Origin of the sequence: Sphingobacterium deserti (assembly GCF_000757725.1) — a bacterium.
GTDB classification, from domain to species: Bacteria; Bacteroidota; Bacteroidia; order Sphingobacteriales; family Sphingobacteriaceae; genus Sphingobacterium; species Sphingobacterium deserti.
This window is the reverse complement of the sequence record NZ_JJMU01000024.1, coordinates 239936-257133: the sequence shown is the minus strand read 5'-3', so window position 1 is coordinate 257133 and position 17198 is coordinate 239936. Positions and strand designations below refer to the sequence as shown.

Below are 17198 nucleotides of genomic sequence, written 5' to 3'. Positions count from 1 at the left end.
GTAATTCAATTATTCACCCAATTGCTTTAAGGTGATATACGCCATCAGGCCGATGCTTGTTTTAAGCGCGTTCTCATCAATATCAAACGACGGTGTATGCACTGCGGAGGTGATGCCTCTTTCTTTATTGCCTGTGCCTAGCCGATAAAAGCATGCATTTATTTCTTGAGAATAGTACGAGAAATCCTCGGCTGCAGGCCAAATGTCCAGCTCGACAACATTTTCCTTACCTAAATATTCAATAGCACTGTTGCGAGAGGCTTCGGTAATCGCCGGTTCATTAATAAGAAAAGGATATCCTTTACGTACCTCGAATTCACAATTTGCCCCCATGCTTTCGGCAATACCAACCGCCATTTTGACCATGAGCTCATGCGCATTTGCTCGCCACTTTTCATCAAACGTACGAAAAGTACCTTCTAGATAAACCTCATCGGGAATCACATTGGTAGCACCATTCCCGACTATCTTTCCCCAAGAAAGCACAGACGGTATTCTGGGGTCTGCATTTCTGCTGACAATCTGCTGCAGTGCTGTGATAATTTGCGCAGTAATCGCAATAGGATCTATGTTTTGGTGTGGATGTGCGCCGTGTCCGCCGCGTCCTTTCACAGTCATAAAGAGCTCATCGCAAGAGGCCATATATTTGCCGGAACGGAATCCGACTTTGCCAGCCTCGATCAGCGGCATAACATGCTGGCCGATAATTCCTTCAGGAGCTGGATTGTGCAACACGCCCTCTTTGATCATTATGGATGCGCCACCCGGAAGGCGCTCTTCACCTGGCTGGAAAATAAGCTTCACTGTTCCACCAAATTCTGCTCGCAAGGATTGCAAAATCGCTGCCACACCTAACAGCGAAGAGGTGTGAACATCATGACCACAAGCGTGCATGACACCTTTGTTCTGTGAACCATAGGTCCGGCCTTCCACCTCTTGTATAGGAAGTGCGTCCATATCAGCACGAAGCGCCAAAACTTTACCTACAGGTTTCTCGCCGTGAATAAGCGCTACCACTCCGGTATTAGCCATACTTTCGTGAGGTATGCCTAATTGATCCAGCTTCTGCCGCACAAAGGCAGCCGTTTGATGCTCTTCAAAAGAAAGTTCTGGATTTTGATGCAAGTGACGCCTTACGGCCACCGTTTCATCAAAAAATACTTCGGCAAGTTGTTTTATTCTATCCTTCAACATGGTGCATCCAAGTTTTATTCGTAAGCCCAAATTTCTTCGGTAAATACAAAAACGTTGCTATATTGAGATCGTAAGACACGCATAAAGTTGGTCGCCTCCGCTCTGCTGCGGAAATCACCCACTTTAACGCGATAGTTTGGCTCGTTGTAAGTCACGTAACTCCCTATATCTTTATAGGCGTTTTGGAACCTTGACTGCACAACATAGGCCTCATTTCTGCTGGCCCCCGAGAAGATTTGTACACGAAAGCCACGCACTTTAACCCGCTTCGCATTCTTCTTGTCTACCACTTTGGAACCCAGGCTAACCATACGGGCTGTAGTTGGGTTGATACCATTCTCTGCTCTATACTGTTGCAATAAACCAATCAGCGAATCCTTTTGGACTTCTACAACCCCCGTTTGGGCATTGCTTATTTGAATGTATCCAAGAAGAACAAAACCTAGTATCAACCCTTTATATAACATTTTCAATATCTCTTTTTAACTGTTTTTTCCGTGACAGTTTTTATATTTCAATCCTGAACCGCAAGGGCACTCATCATTGCGACCTACTGTTTGCTCTTTACGGATAGGCTGCGTGATCTGTTGCTCCCGCGTGTCGCTGTCCTCTTCAGAAACACCCGTCGGCGATGATAACTCTGCTTTAGATGCTTTCACCTGTGCCGGCTGCGCAGGAACCGGACGTGCCTCCTGGATATTTTGCGGCTGCTGCTGCTGCCCTGGTATTTCGCCTTTGAATAAGAAACTAACGATTTCTTTATTCATGGACGCCAACATACTTTTAAACAAGTTGTAAGCCTCCATTTTGTAAATAATAATCGGGTCTTTCTGCTCATAAACGGCATTCTGAACAGATTGCTTCAAATCATCCATTTCACGAAGATGCTCTTTCCAAGCTTCGTCGATAAGCGCTAACACAATACCTTTTTCAAATGACTTGAAAACCTCTCTACCGTTAGACTCAACAGCCTTCTGTAGGTTGGTCGCAACTTGTATGCCACGAATACCATCGCTGAACGGAACAACGACGTTCTCGATCATTGCACCGCGCTCTGCAAGCACGTTTGTAAGCACAGGCAGCGTCTGCTCAGCAATCTGCAATGCCTTATTGTGATAATGATTGATAATTTGTTGGAATAAATTATCCGTTAGATTCGTCGCATTAGATTGTGCGAATTCTTCCGCTGTCACTTCAGGGTTAACAGCAAACAAACGAATAACCTCTATCTGGAAATCCTCGTAGGTTCCGCCCTCTTTTGCCTCTATTACCACATCTTCAACAACATCGAAGATTGTATTATTCAAATCCACATCTAAACGCTCACCGAAAAGTGCATTTTTACGCTTAGAGTAAATCACCGTACGCTGCGAGTTCATCACGTCATCATACTCTAACAAACGTTTACGAATACCAAAGTTATTCTCCTCGACTTTACGTTGTGCTCTTTCGATAGACTTGGTTAACATGCTGTGTTGCATTACTTCGCCTTCCTCAACGCCCATCTTGACCATAATGTTTGAGATACGTTCAGATGCAAATAAGCGCATCAAGTTATCTTCCAATGATACGAAAAACTGCGATGAGCCTGGGTCACCTTGACGACCGGCACGACCACGCAACTGACGGTCTACACGGCGAGACTCATGACGCTCTGTACCTATGATGGCTAGACCGCCCGCATTGATAACCTCACTTGTCAATTTAATATCCGTACCCCGACCTGCCATATTTGTCGCAATAGTCACCTGGCCCGGACGACCAGCCTCTGCAACGATATCAGCCTCCTTTTGGTGAAGTTTCGCATTCAAAACATTATGCTTGATACCACGTAATTTCAACATACGGCTAAGCAACTCTGAGATCTCTACCGAAGTCGTACCTACCAATACCGGTCTTCCTTCTTCGGTAAGACGTTGTATCTCTTGTGCCACTGCATTATATTTCTCACGTGCTGTGCGGTAAATGAAATCTTGACGGTCGTCACGTTGTATATTACGGTTCGTCGGAATCTCAACAACATCCAATTTGTAGATTTCCCAAAGCTCACCAGCCTCTGTAGAGGCTGTACCGGTCATACCGGAAAGCTTGTGGTACATCCGGAAATAGTTTTGTAAGGTAATGGTGGCATAGGTCTGCGTAGCATCCTCTACCTTCACATTCTCTTTCGCCTCTATTGCCTGGTGCAGTCCATCCGAATAACGACGGCCTTCCATAATACGGCCGGTCTGCTCGTCGACGATTTTTACTTTGCCTTCATCAACAATATATTGATCATCAATCTCAAACAATGTATATGCTTTCAACAATTGGTTGATGGAGTGGATACGTTCAGATTTTATCGAATAATCACGAAGCAATTCTTCTTTCCTTTGTGCTTTTTCTTCAAGGGTAAGACCCGATCTTTCAATATCAGCGATCTCAGAACCTACATCCGGTAGGATGAAGAATGATGGATCTTCTCCGGAAGCGGTGATTAATTCAATACCTTTTTCTGTAAGCTCTACTTGGTTATTCTTCTCATCAATTACAAAAAACAATTCAGCATCTACCTTCGGCATATTGCGGTTTTGCTCTTGCATGTAGTAGTTTTCTACTTTCTGCAGAAGCTGTCTGTGGTTGCTTTCAGACAAGAACTTAATTAATGCTTTGTTTTTGGGCAGTCCGCGGTAAGCGCGTAATAAAGACATCCCGCCGCCTTCCGTATCGCTATTTCCTGCCGCTATCGCTTTCTTTGCATCATTAAAAACTGTATTGATGTATGCTTTTTGCGCATTCACCAAACGCTCGATGCGTGGTTTTAACTGATAAAATTCGTGTTGATCGCCGCGCGGAATCGGTCCAGAGATAATAAGCGGCGTCCGTGCATCATCGATCAAGACGGAATCCACCTCATCAATCATGGCAAAATGCAGTTTACGTTGTACCATGGCATCGGGTGATTGCGTCATGTTATCACGCAGGTAGTCAAAACCAAATTCGTTGTTTGTTCCGTAAACGATATCGGAAAGGTATGCCTTCCTACGCTGCGGAGAATTGGGCTGGTGCTTATCAATACAGTCTACACTTAAGCCGTGAAATTCAAATAACGGTCCGTTCCACTCGGAGTCACGACGTGCTAAGTAATCGTTAACAGTAACAATGTGCACACCTTGTCCAGATAGAGCATTTAAATACGTTGGCAACGTACCAACCAATGTTTTACCTTCACCAGTAGACATCTCGGAAATTTTTCCCTGGTGCAAGACAATACCACCGATTAGCTGCACATCATAATGCACCATGTTCCAGGTAACTTCAGTTCCGGCAGCCAACCAGGAGTTTTTCCAGATGGCTTTATCGCCTTGAATCGTCACGTTAGGCTTACGTCCAGCGATTTCACGGTCAAATTCCGTTGCAGTAACTTCAATTTCTTTATTTTCTGAAAGCCTACGAGCAGTCTCTTTAACAACAGCAAACCCTTCTGGCAAGATCTCTAATAAAACTTCTTCTAATTTTTTATCGCGATCTTTAGAAAGCTTATCCACACGTTCATAAAGCTCTGTCTTTTTGCCCATATCAACCTCATCTTGATCAGCTTCTGCTTTCAATGATGCGATCTCGCCGTCTATTTCTGCTAAATATTCTTTGATTCTATTTTTGAAGGTTAAGGTCTTGCCACGTAGCTCATCGTTAGATAATGAGGACAGCTTTTCGTATTCTTCTTTTATTTTGTTTACAATAGGCTGTATGGATTTAATATCGCGTTCAGACTTACTGCCAAATAATTTACTTAGAAATTGTAACATACTATTTTTTTTTCTCCGTTTACCGCTGTGCAATAATGACTCCAATCCTATTTTGCAGACATTTTGGCACCAATCGGGCAAATTTACTTATTAGATGTGATAACTAACAGAATTACAAGTTATTTTTTTGTTTTGTTACGCTGACGTTTACGGCAGCTTTGTGCCACATCGCTTGGTCTATCGCGTTAAAAAAAGCTCCTGCGCAAATGGCGGAATTATGTCCAGCGCGACAGCCTTATCAAACATCTGCTGGATAGCCTTACGGCCCTCGATTCCCAAATTTTCAGAATATTGATTGACATAAAGGTCTATGTGCTTAAACATCACCTCTTCTTCCATTTCCTGCGCATGCGATCGAATGTAATCTAGGCTTGATCGTGGGTTTTCAAAAGCAAACTGAACACTCTCCCGAACGAGCGAATTTATTCGCAACTTTATATCCTTATCTAGGCTACGCTTCACGACAATCCCGCCTAAGGGAATGGGGCTTCCGGTGCTACGCTCCCAATAATCGCCTAAGTCAACGACCTTATGCAAGCCTTTTTCATGGTAGGTAAAGCGGTTCTCATGAATGATCAGTCCGAGGTCAATCCTTTCTTCCAATAGCGCATTTTCAATATCTGAGAAAACAAGTTCTACCTTATTTTGTAAAGCAGGAAACGCCAAGCCCAATAGAAAATTCGCGGTAGTATAGCGTCCAGGAATCCCAACAACAAGCTTTGCTTCGCTTTCCGGCATCTCTCCCCCGCCTTCTAATAACTTTCTTAGCCGCTCCGCTAATGCTTCATCCTTGGTAATAAGCAGAGGACCTACACCAAAGCCGAGTGCGCTTCCCGCATCCAGCAGTTCATAATCTTTTGCTGCGTATGCGAAAGCGTGGTAGCTTAATTTGGTAATATCTAACTCTCCGCGAAAGGCCTTTTGGTTTAGTGTTTCCACGTCTTGATAAGTTACGTCAAATGCTAGTCCTTGTGTATCAATTTTATGATGTATCAACGCATCAAATATAAACGTGTCGTTGGGGCAAGGAGAAAATCCCAGTGTTAAATTCATGTCTATTCGTTTAGTAGGGGTATGTCACTAAGGCGTGCAGCGCTGTCTATTGCTTTTTCTAAAAAAGGCTCTGATCTGCACAGCTACGGAAGCCATTTCTTTTTACATGCGAAGCTTGAAAAAGTATAAAAACAGCAACATGCCTAAAAATGTTGTTAATATTATTCCTTTAGCCACCTGATCATATGGCACTGCTTTTCTATAAAACACACGAATCAACAGGAGGTTGATCGCCGCCGAGATGACGTAGAAGGCGAATGGTTTTGTAGGAAAAATTCGTGCGGGCCAGTCACTGTAGGTCGTAAGGGCGAACGCTATTAATGGAAATACCGCTCCCAGACCTACACCAATCCATATACTATTTCGCATTAGCTACGTTAAAGGTCCAGGAATTCAAGTCGGTGATGGCGTGGTGAGCCGTCATATCAAATTGTGTCGGCACCACCGATACATACCCATTGCTTAAAGCGAAAACATCGGTATCTTCTCCTTTGTCCAGCAACTGGAATTTACCTGTCATCCAAAAATATTCGCGTTCGTATGGATCTACCCGCTCATCGAATTCCTCAAACCATTTTGCGGTGGCTTGTCTGCAAATTTTAATACCCTTGATTTCTTTACTGTGATGTGGGAAGTTTACGTTTAACAAGGTTGCTTTTTGCAACCCGTTTTCAAGCACCTGCTCGGCAATAGCACGAATGTAAGGGCGGCAATGCGAGAAATCCGCTTGGTGCGAAAAATCATCTAAGGAAAAGCCTATGGAAGGAATATCTTCAATGGCACCTTCTACCGCTGCAGACATCGTTCCGGAATACAGCACATTAATAGAATAATTTAGGCCATGGTTTACGCCAGAAACACATAGGTCGGGTTTTTTACCTTTGAATATCTTATTGACGGCTAACTTTACACAGTCGACCGGCGTGCCGGAGCACTTATACATTTCCACACCCGCATAAAGATCAATTTTATCTAAACGAAGGGGCCTTCCAATTGTGATGGCGTGCCCCATGCCAGATTGAGGGCTATCCGGTGCCACGACCACCACGTCCCCAATTTTTTGCATCTCTTCGAGTAAAACTTTGATGCCGGGTGCGGTGATGCCATCATCATTCACCACTAAAATAGTTGGTTTCTTTTTCGCCATATGCGAATTTAGCAAAAAAACTTCGGAGAAATTGTAATAGGGAGGACACATCAACAAGCAACACGATCGAGACCAGAAACATGGGGTGAAAAAGCAGCGTGCTAGCGGGGAACATTGAACTTTCAAATCGGGAAATGACAACGATTCCGAAGATTGGTGTATTGGACTTCACGATTTAGCCTTATCTTAGAAGTTATCAAACTTTGTTTTTTAAATATTTTGTTATGAGCCATACCATTTTCGAAAGTCGTTACGCCATAGGTCCAAACGAGAGTAAACAATTAGATACGAAAGGCCTTCGCGAAAATTTCCTTATCGAAAAAGTGTTTTCAGCAGATAAGATACACTTTGTTTATACGCATTATGACCGTTATATGGCGGGCGGGGCAATGCCCGTTCAAGGGAAGTTACAACTTGAAACGATTGACGAACTTTTGAAAGAGCCTTATTTCCTTTCACGCCGCGAATTGGGGATCATCAACGTCGGTGGTGACGGAAAGATTGAAGTAGACGGCACCACCTATGAGGTCAATCATAAAGAAGCGCTATACATCGGGAAGGGAGCAAAAGAAGTATTTTTCAGTAGCAACGATTCGGCCAATCCGGCTAAGTTTTACTTGAACTCTACACCAGCACACCAAAGCTACCCTACAAAACGCGTTACCAAAGCTGATGCGAATAAAATTGAGCTCGGCTCACTGGAAACGGCAAACCACCGTACGATCAATCAGATGTTGCTAAATAAGGTAATAGACACCTGCCAGTTACAAATGGGCATGACAGAGCTTAAACCGGGGTCAGTATGGAACACAATGCCTTCACACATGCATGATCGTCGTATGGAAGTATACTTCTATTTCGAGGTGCCCGAAGCGCAGGCTGTTTCCCACTTTATGGGGCCAATCGACGAAACGCGTCACATCTGGATGCAGAACGAGCAGGCCGTAATCTCACCACCATGGTCGATCCACTCGGGCGCGGGTACTAGTAACTATACATTTATTTGGGGCATGGCGGGTGAAAACCTAGATTACGACGACATGGATAAATGCGCCATCACTGATTTACGTTAACTCACTTATTGATTTATATAAAGCATGTCCATATTAAATAAATTTGACCTAACCGGAAAGGTCGCCCTTGTTACAGGATGTAAACGCGGAATTGGAAAAGCGCTGGCTGAGGCTTTAGCTGAGGCCGGAGCAGACATCATTGGTGTATCCGCATCATTGGAATTGGAAAATTCCAAAGTCGCGGATTCCATCAAGTCTCTAGGCAGAAACTTCTATCCCTACCAATGTAATTTTTCGGATCGCTCGTCGCTATACGCTTTTATAAATAAGGTGAAAGCGGATCATCCGGTAATCGATATCTTGTTCAACAATGCTGGCAACATTTTGCGTACGCCTGCGGCTGAGCATTCCGACGAATTTTGGGATGAGGTGATTGAAATCAACCAAAATGCGCAGTTTATTTTAACCCGGGAAATCGGCAAAGAAATGCTTTCACGTGGAACGGGTAAAATTGTATTTACAGCATCGTTGCTAACATTTCAAGGAGGAATCAACGTACCGGGATATGCCGCTTCAAAGGGCGCGATAGGGTCGTTGACTAAAGCTTTCGCTAACGAGTGGGCGAGCAAAGGCGTGAATGTAAACGCCATCGCTCCAGGTTATATCGCAACGGATAATACGGAAGCGCTACGCGATGATCCGGAACGTTCCGCATCTATTCTATCACGGATTCCGGCAGCGCGCTGGGGTCAACCCGAAGATTTTAAAGGGCCTGCTGTATTCCTCGCATCAGGTGCTTCCGACTACGTGCATGGCACTATCCTCACCGTCGACGGCGGCTGGATGGGAAGGTAACTTAATCATTCCGCGAACAGGCGTTCGCGGAATGATTAACCCATTATAAACGAAGTGCCCCATTCCCCATCTGTTATTCCTATTGATAGTATAGCGTTCCGTTCAGCCTAAATGATGGTGTGAATGTAAAGCAGTGCTTATGTTTTTGCTCATCCATAGAGAATGTGTCTATATTATTTTTCCAGCAAAAAATCTCCCTCTTGGTCAATGTTATCCGTTTAAATTAAGGTGACTCTAGTAACCATCCTTTACTTTGGTATAGCTTAAAACTACACAAAAGGACAAGGCCTTTAAAAAAAGAAAGCGTTAGTTTTAAAAACCTGTTGGGCTAAGGATTGACAAATACCTAGCCGTTCTTAATCTTTAATCTTTATGAAATTATCCCTATACATAATTGTTACCGTTGCGTTTTTCACCGCTTGCAAATCTCCTTTTCACGGATTGTCAGATCAGGAAAAGCGAAAATATCAGGTTTTCAAATATTCGGATTCAACTAAAGTTGCTGACGACTTACTTGCCATCACAAGTGAGGACATTCCCACGCTTACACACGAAAATAATAGGAATTTGATAATTTTCTTCACCTCTTGGTGTCCAGGCAGCAAAGAAAACATCCCCAAAGTGATCACTACATTGCGAAACTCGGATATTAACATCGTATTGATCACGCCCGATGATTACTATTTCAAATCAAACTACGAAAAGTATCGGGCAGAACTTGACTATTCAAAAAGCGTGTATTTTCTCGACGCGGATGTTTACACCTCTTGGAATCCACATAAAAAGATGAAGGCTTTTATGAAAGAAGCATTCCCCGCAATAAAGAATGTAAGAGGGTTCCCGTCAGGATTATATACCGAAAACGGACAGGTTGTAGCTTCCGGCATTATTAATACGGATTTTATCGACAGTTATTTAAGGAAATGAAAATTGGAAAGCTATTCGGGCGACGGTGTAATCTCTCCAAACCGCCATCCTTTATTAGGCTATATGACAAAATTAGTTGTGACATTTGTCAACAAAGTTAATTAAGGTTAATTAATAACTTGATTTTCAATATTTTATTTACAATTGCATTGTGTATTTATCTTTGAGAGAGCTATACATTAAATGGATAAACCTGAAAGATGATATCAGCAACCAGGATGATTTGAACGATAGAATGGACGGGTAAATACATGAAAAAGCATTTTCAGTCCAAATGCAACAATGAAAAATAATATTTTGTTTTGCAGACTGTTATGCTATACAAAACGTGAAAACACGAATAGATTTTATTCTTAATTCATTAAATATATAGTTTATGAAACATCTCTACACAATGCTGGCTTTGTTACTAAGTACAGTTTCCATCAAAGCACAAATGCAAACAGAATTACCGGTACATAGTATCGGGGCAGGACCGCTTGTCGGATATAATCTTGACAGCAAGAGCTTAGCTTATGGCGCGGGACTACTTTATGAATTTCGACCTTTTAAAAAGGTAGGTTTCATTAGTGCCTTTAGTTATGAGCGTACGCAAACTGATATATCCGACTTCAACTTTGCCGGTCCCGGTGTAGCTCCAGTATTTGCAGATAACGTATATGATGACGTTTATTCACTTAGCATTGGCGCAAGGTACTATATGAAAGACTTCTATATTGGGGGGACAGCCGGAGTCGGCTACAACAAGATAAAGACTACGCTTATGGATGGTCGGGTAAGCGATGGCGGAGAAATTTACGGTTTTTACAAAAGTATTGGAGCCGGCTACCAATTCGCGCTGAAAAATAAAGACATTATCGAGGCTGAAGTAGGCGCCTTCGGAATGCAACAGATGAAGATTGGAGGAACGGTACGTTACAAATTCACAAGATTTTAACCTTACAAACTACGTAGATCACCGTAGTGGGTAATCCTTAATGCTACAAAGGCATTCCTGATTCCCCTAAAGTAATTTGTTGTTAGCGGCAAACAGTATGCCTTGGGACATATTCGTCACATCCAATTTGGCGAATATGTTTTTTCTATGAAACTTAACGGTGCCGGGAGAAACAAATAGTTGAGAAGCTATCTCATTTATCGTAAAACCACGGATGGAGAGTTGGATGATTTCCTTCTCTCTCTCCGTAAGCACAATCTTTTTGACCGAAGACCATCTATCCTTTTTAAGATCATAATCCAAGATCTGGTGACAACCCTTTTTTAAAATTTTAATATTTCCGGAGCACTTCGCCGTCGATAAAGAAACGATACAAATCGCCTTCCGTATCTTACCTGAGTCTGTTATAAATACAGGTGTTAACTTGTGATTCACCAGTATATCCTTGTTACTATCATTTTTCAAATGAAAGTCGTAGGATATCGTGTATAATTTTTTGTCGGGTAGCGGAATTTTCTCATAAAATTCAAACCATAGCTTATTTGCTTTAATCAATAAATCTAAATCTTCGGGAACCACATTATTAAAATAAAAGGCGTATCCCATTTCTCGAACCTCATCTACGGATAATCCGCAAAGAAACAAAGGATTCTCCGAGACGTATTCAAAGGTTTGCTTTTCATAATCTATAGTATATATGCTTGAATATATGGCCCTCTCAAAGGCGTATATAACATCTCTATAATGTAAAACACGATTTAACTCATTTTCCGACAATGTTTCAATCCTATTCTCTTTATGCATAATTCTATTGATCATATGGTTTTCTGTACATCAATTCGTTATTGTTCTTGACTCTACCCCATTGGTCACTGCAGCTCCTATCATGGAGACTATAAACACTCTCGGGGCTATAGTCCGGATCGATTGACCTCTTCAAAAAAGAGATCAGTTTTTAGTTCATGTTGGCATGTGTGCGGTAGAATCAACTATAGTACTCCCAAAAATTTTTAATATCGTTAGGAATACCCTATGCATCAATCAGCTAACTAAACGGGTTTATCGCGCTTTTTTTCTTATTATATAATACAGCAACAGTATGTATATGAATGCAAAAACGAGTTCCCCCACGATGATTTCCAACGTGATGGGGAGTGGGTCGTTATCGAAAATAAACCTATTAAGTAAGTATGAGCCTAGTCGGGCTAAACCGTATAACAATAGGCACAGTAAGAAACGATTTGAAGATATGCCCATTTATTAAACATTTGTATGACAAGCAATAGTACTGTTAATAAGAAACGCAAAGTCAACTTAGGGGTGACAATAAAAAGAAAATAATTTTCTTTAAATATCTTTTTATTGAAATAAAAAGTGGGAGATGATGTATCGGGAAGATTTCATGGGGGAGGTTTCCCGTGCTAAAATCGGAAAATGCTTATTATGTCCGCGTACGCGCGTTTTAGAAAGATGTGTATTTCAAAAAGACTGACGAACGTATTTTTTTAATAGAAACAATCGTTCTTACAAGTAAAGACCCTTCTTGTCGATAAACTCACGAACCTTATCAACGGTATAATATCGAATATCCTTCTTTTCTTTAATACATTGTCGCAGGAACGTGGAGGAGAGTTCCATGAGCGGCGTTTCAGTCATGATTACAGATGGGTGTGTTTTAAGTTCGGCAGCATCATAACCTGGCCTGGGGTAAATCACCAGCTTGTAATCCCGCAAAATGACATCCGCATTTTTCCATTTCTGAAAGCTTTGGAGGTTATCTTCCCCCATAATCAGTTGAAACTCTTTATCGGGAAATTTTTCGCGCAGGTGCACTAGCGTATCTACGGTATAGGACGGCTGGGGAAGATTGAACTCAATGTCGGAGGCACGCAACTTATCTTCACCCTCGATGGCGAGGTTTACCATTTCCAGCCGATCATACATATTGCCCAGGCTCTTCTTTTCCTTGAACGGGTTTTGCGGCGAAACGACAAACCACAGCTCGTCGAGTGCTGTAAAATTGATCATATATTTAGCAATGATCAGATGCCCTATATGGATAGGGTTAAAGGAACCGAAAAATAAACCTATCTTTTTCATTATTGTGGTGTTACTTATTTAGGAAGTCTACCACTAGCCGTTCTGCCTCACCGCAGGCTGTATCTAAATCAAAGTTATTGAGCACCACATCAAACTTATCAGCATAGCTAAGCTCGCTTTCTGCCTTTGCAAAGCGTTCCTGTAACTTCTCTTCGGTATCCGTACCGCGACCACGCAACCGTTCTTTCAACACATCTAATGATGGTGGATTCACAAAAATCGCTAGCGCTTTTTCTGGAAACTTGGATTTTAATCGAAGTCCTCCGACAACGTCGATATCAAAAATCACCGATTTGCCTTCCGCCCAAATGCGCTCTACTTCCTTACGCAAAGTGCCATAAAATGTGCCTGCATACACTTCCTCAAATTCAATGAACTCGTGCTTCGCTATTTTATGTAAAAAATCCTCTTTGTTCGTAAAGTAGTAATCTTTGCCGTCTACTTCTGCACCACGGGGTGCACGCGTACTGGCGGATATGGAAAAAGCCAGTTTGTCGCCGTGCTTTTCCAAAAGGCGTTTTACAATAGTAGTTTTTCCGGCGCCGGAGGGCGCAGAAAATATGATTAGTTTGCCGCTCATGCTATAATACGTTAAGCAGTTGTTCCTTTACTTTTTCAAGCTCCTCTTTCATGCGCACTACGATCTGCTGTATACCAGCATCGTTTGCTTTCGAACCCAATGTGTTGATCTCGCGACCCATTTCCTGCGATATAAAAGCCAGCTTCTTACCGTTTGAGTCACTCGCGTTCAACGCCTGCACGAAATAATTGCAATGACTGCGCAGGCGTACTTTTTCTTCCGTAATATCGAGCTTGTCAATGTAAAAAATGATTTCTTGCTCGAAGCGGTTCATATCCACATTCTCTTTGCCTACGGTTTCGTCTAAATAATGGCTGATCCGCTCGCGTATCAGTGGAATACGATCTCCTTCCGTGCTTTCCACCTGCTTGAGGTAAGAGAGGATCATTTGCACGCGCGTTTCGAGATCATCCTTCAGGATCTCCCCCTCGTCTGCTCTGAATTTGTTAAACTGGTTTACTGCTGCATGATAAGCATCCATGAGAACCTTTCCTTCTTCTTCGTCAACGGTATCTTCATTGGATGTGACTACTTCCGGCATATTAAGCGCCATCTCAAAAAGAGAGGCTTGTTGCTCACCTACCTGAAGGGCTATTTCTTGAAGCTGCTTGTAATATTTGGTAAGAAGGGTAGCATTTATGGAGGAAGCTTTCGCAGTTTGATCTACATATTCGGCCGTTACAAAAATATTGACCTTTCCACGTTCAATCAATTTGCTCGATTCAGAACGTAACGCAAATTCTTTATCCGAAACAGCTTTGGGCAGACGAAGATTTAGTTCTAGAAATTTCGAATTCAGGGATTTTAATTCGACGGTATATTTGACTTTCCCATTTTCTTGGGATCCGATACCATACCCTGTCATAGATTTTATCATATGCAAAGGTATGAAATGTCGAAATTAAAAAAGTGAAAATTAAGCTTAAATGTGAAATTAGACAATGAGCAGTAAGGTAGAAACGTTACCAATCGTGTTTGGCGATGATCACGCTGAGATAGGTTTTGTAAGTCGCTCCTTCCGGAATGCGCACAAAGCCAATACCTATATCCTGCAACGATCCATTCCACGTATCCAACCCCAACACATGTTTCCGATGCATAAACCCCGGGGAGCCTTTGCCAATAATGAAAGCCTTGATTCCATCTACAGCTGTGGGATGATTGGCCGCGATAGACTCGAAATTGTTCGCAGACCGTTTCTTAAGCCAATCGCTATTTAACACGTAGCCCGCTTTTACGATGTAATGATTGGGACCAATGCCTTCAGGACTGCTGTGGTCGAAATAATTACGCTCTGCCATATCGCGGGCACGTAGCTCCGCCGCCTTTGCAAGATCACTATTCCAACGCAACTTTATCTTCGAGACTTTTCCCGCATCAAACCGTACGCCCAATGCGCGCATCATTTTCTTCGGATTATCCCGAAACGCCTGAAGGTATTCATACGCTTCCTTTGCCGCAGCTCTATCTACGGTTATCTTTTTTCGCTGCGCGTATGAACCTGTCATAATTAACAGCATGGCGAAAACATAGAGGATACGCATACACGTTTTTTTTATTAAGATAGACTGTGGCTGCTCGCGTTTGTTTAACGTTAACTGTTTTTTTATAAATCGCGGAGAACGGATTCGGAAAAGACGTTCTTTTTGAAAGACTCGCGACGAAAGCGTTATAGGAACGCTGTATATACAAAAAAGGAAGCTTTATATCGCTTCCTTTTTTGTACTAAATTTCTCTTTTATAAAACCGAAGATAATCGGCAATACCGAAATAAGGATAATACCGATAACGACTTTTTCGAAGTTATCCCTCACCCACGCAATGTTGCCGAGGAAATATCCGGCCAATGTTAAACCAACGACCCACAGCACACCGCCAACAAGGTTATATGTCAAGAACACGCCGTAATTCATTTTACCGACACCTGCGACAAATGGAGCGAATGTACGGACGATAGGAACGAAACGCGCGATAATGATTGTTTGCGGACCGTGCTTCGCGTAAAAGCCATGTGTTTTCACAATGTATTCTGGCTTAACCAGCTGTTTGCCAAAAAGGCGAAGCTTTACAAACTTGTCGCCGGCGTACTTACCAATCAAGTAGTTACAGGCATCACCCAGTACGGCAGCAACCAACATCAAGCCAATACTGGTGTAGATGTCTAGCATTCCCTGTGCGGCAAACATTCCTGTAGCAAATAATAAGGAATCGCCAGGCAAGAAAGGCATAATCACTAACCCAGTTTCTACAAAAATAATTAGAAATAAGATTAGGTAAATCCAGTAATGATACTCGGTAATAAGAGCGGCCAAATGATCATCTATATGCAAGATGAAATCAATGACGGAAGAAATGATTTCCAAAACTTTGCGTTTAGATATTATTTAACATTACCGGCATAACCAGCATCAAAATATCCTCGTTGTCTTCCTTGATTGCCGGAATCAATAGCCCTGCCCTATTTGGGGTGCTCATCTCGATAACCACCTCGCTAGAGCTCAGGTTGTTTAACATCTCTACCAAGAATTTGGCATTAAAACCTATTTCCATGTCTTGCCCCTCAAACTGACAGCTCAAACGTTCATGTGCCTCGTTCGCAAAATCTAAATCCTCAGCAGAGATATGCAATTCACTTCCCGAAATTTTCAGGCGTACCTGGTGCGTTGTTTTATTAGCAAAGATCACCACACGGCGAAGTGTGTTTAAAAACAACAAGCGGTCTACGGTAAGTTTATTTGGATTCACCTGTGGAATAACGGCTTCATAATCGGGGTAACGTTCGTCTATGAGACGGCAGATCAAGTGGATGTTACCAAACTGAAAGAACGCATTCGTATTGTTGTATTCGATAGATACCACGGTTTCATCGGAAGGTAAAGACGATTTCAACAAGGTCAATGCCTTTTTTGGAAGGATCAATGAAGTCGGCTTTTCAGAGCTTACATCCAACCGGCGGTAGCGCACTAATTTGTGTGCATCGGTAGAAACGAAGGTGATACCTTGCTCGGCCAGCTGCACCAAAACACCTGACATCGCCGGACGTAACTCATCGTTGCTGACCGCGAAAATTGTTTTGTTGATCGCTTCAGATAGAATTGAAGCGTCCAAAGAAACGCTTGAAACATTATCCACAACAGGAATCTTTGGAAAATCATCCGCGTTCTCGCCACTTAATTTATATTTACCATCACCCGCACTAATCTCAATAGCCAAGGTATTGGTATCAACAGAAAACGCTACGGGTTGATCAGGAAGAGTCTTTAATGTTTCGATCAGAATTTTTGAAGGCATTGCCACACGCCCCTCTTCCTTCGCTTCGATCTGTAGGGATGTAACCATACTCGTCTGAAGGTCCGTCGCGGATATTGTCAACAAATTATCTTTGATCTCGAATAGGAAATTTTCTAATATGGGAAGGACGGTGCTACTGCTTGAAGCACCACTAATTGCCTGTAACTGTTTTAATAAAATTGAAGTGGATACAATAAATCTCATTTCCTGAATTTTATAGTTTTTTTATATGCAATATTACGTAAAAGAATCTACATTTTGTAAACACAATGCGTCTTAATTCATATCGCAACTTAATTAATTAGTACATTTG

The 17198-nt window shown here is 42.3% G+C and carries 17 protein-coding genes; 4 read left to right on the top strand and 13 right to left on the bottom strand.

The window, feature by feature from the left end; genetic code table 11:
- Positions 1–9: 9 nt before the first annotated feature.
- The 6 genes from DI53_RS08450 to surE form a co-directional block, all read right to left on the bottom strand.
- Positions 10–1194 (bottom strand): M20 metallopeptidase family protein, encoded by a 1185-nt coding sequence (locus tag DI53_RS08450; protein WP_037497613.1) that lies wholly within the window; start codon positions 1192–1194, stop codon positions 10–12.
- Between the two features lie 14 nt (positions 1195–1208).
- Positions 1209–1661 (bottom strand): SPOR domain-containing protein, encoded by a 453-nt coding sequence (locus tag DI53_RS08445; RefSeq protein ID WP_037497612.1) that lies wholly within the window; start codon positions 1659–1661, stop codon positions 1209–1211.
- Positions 1662–1676: 15 nt separating this feature from the next.
- On the bottom strand, positions 1677–4982 hold the full coding sequence (secA, locus tag DI53_RS08440) for a preprotein translocase subunit SecA (protein WP_037497611.1): 3306 nt from the start codon (positions 4980–4982) through the stop codon (positions 1677–1679).
- A gap of 177 nt (positions 4983–5159) precedes the next feature.
- Entirely contained in the window at positions 5160–6035 is an 876-nt protein-coding gene (locus DI53_RS08435; RefSeq protein WP_037497610.1) for a menaquinone biosynthesis family protein, read from the bottom strand.
- A gap of 102 nt (positions 6036–6137) precedes the next feature.
- On the bottom strand, positions 6138–6404 hold the full coding sequence (locus DI53_RS08430; protein WP_037497609.1) for a hypothetical protein: 267 nt from the start codon (positions 6402–6404) through the stop codon (positions 6138–6140).
- Complete coding sequence (gene surE, locus DI53_RS08425) at positions 6394–7182, bottom strand: 5'/3'-nucleotidase SurE (RefSeq protein ID WP_037497608.1); 789 nt, start codon at positions 7180–7182, stop codon at positions 6394–6396. Before surE ends, DI53_RS08430 begins: the two co-directional genes overlap by 11 nt.
- Before the next feature lie 224 nt (positions 7183–7406).
- Between surE and kduI the strand changes: the two genes are divergently transcribed.
- The 4 genes from kduI (at position 7407) to DI53_RS08405 (ending at position 10914) form a co-directional block, all read left to right on the top strand.
- Positions 7407–8255 (top strand): 5-dehydro-4-deoxy-D-glucuronate isomerase, encoded by an 849-nt coding sequence (kduI, locus tag DI53_RS08420; protein ID WP_037497606.1) that lies wholly within the window; start codon positions 7407–7409, stop codon positions 8253–8255.
- Between the two features lie 30 nt (positions 8256–8285).
- Positions 8286–9050 carry an SDR family NAD(P)-dependent oxidoreductase gene (locus tag DI53_RS08415; protein WP_193790641.1) on the top strand — a complete coding sequence of 255 codons (765 nt, stop codon included), beginning with the start codon at positions 8286–8288 and terminating at the stop codon, positions 9048–9050.
- Between the two features lie 372 nt (positions 9051–9422).
- Positions 9423–9977 (top strand): hypothetical protein, encoded by a 555-nt coding sequence (locus DI53_RS08410; RefSeq protein ID WP_037497602.1) that lies wholly within the window; start codon positions 9423–9425, stop codon positions 9975–9977.
- 376 nt (positions 9978–10353) lie between these two features.
- Complete coding sequence (locus DI53_RS08405) at positions 10354–10914, top strand: hypothetical protein (RefSeq protein ID WP_037497600.1); 561 nt, start codon at positions 10354–10356, stop codon at positions 10912–10914.
- A 66-nt stretch (positions 10915–10980) separates the two neighbouring features.
- Here the strand turns inward: DI53_RS08405 and DI53_RS08400 are convergent, their stop codons facing one another.
- From DI53_RS08400 to dnaN, 7 genes are all read right to left on the bottom strand, one after another.
- The gene (locus DI53_RS08400) at positions 10981–11733 is read right to left on the bottom strand and encodes a response regulator transcription factor (RefSeq protein ID WP_052072212.1); all 753 of its coding nucleotides are present in this window, start codon (positions 11731–11733) and stop codon (positions 10981–10983) included.
- Positions 11734–12438: 705 nt separating this feature from the next.
- Positions 12439–13014 carry a nicotinate (nicotinamide) nucleotide adenylyltransferase gene (gene nadD, locus DI53_RS08395; protein ID WP_037497596.1) on the bottom strand — a complete coding sequence of 192 codons (576 nt, stop codon included), beginning with the start codon at positions 13012–13014 and terminating at the stop codon, positions 12439–12441.
- 10 nt (positions 13015–13024) lie between these two features.
- A complete protein-coding gene (gene gmk / locus DI53_RS08390) occupies positions 13025–13594 on the bottom strand; it encodes a guanylate kinase (RefSeq protein ID WP_037497594.1) in 570 nt (189 codons plus the stop codon).
- A gap of 1 nt (position 13595) precedes the next feature.
- Positions 13596–14471, bottom strand: a complete 876-nt coding sequence (locus DI53_RS08385; protein ID WP_081939416.1) for a YicC/YloC family endoribonuclease — start codon at positions 14469–14471, stop codon at positions 13596–13598.
- Between the two features lie 85 nt (positions 14472–14556).
- On the bottom strand, positions 14557–15138 hold the full coding sequence (locus tag DI53_RS08380) for a CAP domain-containing protein (protein WP_037497591.1): 582 nt from the start codon (positions 15136–15138) through the stop codon (positions 14557–14559).
- Between the two features lie 159 nt (positions 15139–15297).
- A complete protein-coding gene (locus DI53_RS08375) occupies positions 15298–15957 on the bottom strand; it encodes a DedA family protein (protein ID WP_037497589.1) in 660 nt (219 codons plus the stop codon).
- 10 nt (positions 15958–15967) lie between these two features.
- Positions 15968–17089, bottom strand: a complete 1122-nt coding sequence (gene dnaN, locus DI53_RS08370; protein WP_037497587.1) for a DNA polymerase III subunit beta — start codon at positions 17087–17089, stop codon at positions 15968–15970.
- Positions 17090–17198: the final 109 nt, after the last annotated feature.

Coding starts and splice junctions, on each gene's coding strand:
- nadD (WP_037497596.1), bottom strand. CDS start 13,014: ATGAAAAAGATAGGTTTATTTTTCGGTTCCTTTAACCCTATCCATATA.
- kduI (WP_037497606.1), top strand. CDS start 7,407: ATGAGCCATACCATTTTCGAAAGTCGTTACGCCATAGGTCCAAACGAG.
- DI53_RS08435 (WP_037497610.1), bottom strand. CDS start 6,035: ATGAATTTAACACTGGGATTTTCTCCTTGCCCCAACGACACGTTTATA.
- DI53_RS08385 (WP_081939416.1), bottom strand. CDS start 14,471: ATGATAAAATCTATGACAGGGTATGGTATCGGATCCCAAGAAAATGGG.
- DI53_RS08405 (WP_037497600.1), top strand. CDS start 10,354: ATGAAACATCTCTACACAATGCTGGCTTTGTTACTAAGTACAGTTTCC.
- DI53_RS08410 (WP_037497602.1), top strand. CDS start 9,423: ATGAAATTATCCCTATACATAATTGTTACCGTTGCGTTTTTCACCGCT.
- DI53_RS08445 (WP_037497612.1), bottom strand. CDS start 1,661: ATGTTATATAAAGGGTTGATACTAGGTTTTGTTCTTCTTGGATACATT.
- secA (WP_037497611.1), bottom strand. CDS start 4,982: ATGTTACAATTTCTAAGTAAATTATTTGGCAGTAAGTCTGAACGCGAT.
- DI53_RS08430 (WP_037497609.1), bottom strand. CDS start 6,404: ATGCGAAATAGTATATGGATTGGTGTAGGTCTGGGAGCGGTATTTCCA.
- DI53_RS08400 (WP_052072212.1), bottom strand. CDS start 11,733: ATGATCAATAGAATTATGCATAAAGAGAATAGGATTGAAACATTGTCG.
- DI53_RS08450 (WP_037497613.1), bottom strand. CDS start 1,194: ATGTTGAAGGATAGAATAAAACAACTTGCCGAAGTATTTTTTGATGAA.
- DI53_RS08380 (WP_037497591.1), bottom strand. CDS start 15,138: ATGCGTATCCTCTATGTTTTCGCCATGCTGTTAATTATGACAGGTTCA.
- dnaN (WP_037497587.1), bottom strand. CDS start 17,089: ATGAGATTTATTGTATCCACTTCAATTTTATTAAAACAGTTACAGGCA.
- gmk (WP_037497594.1), bottom strand. CDS start 13,594: ATGAGCGGCAAACTAATCATATTTTCTGCGCCCTCCGGCGCCGGAAAA.
- surE (WP_037497608.1), bottom strand. CDS start 7,182: ATGGCGAAAAAGAAACCAACTATTTTAGTGGTGAATGATGATGGCATC.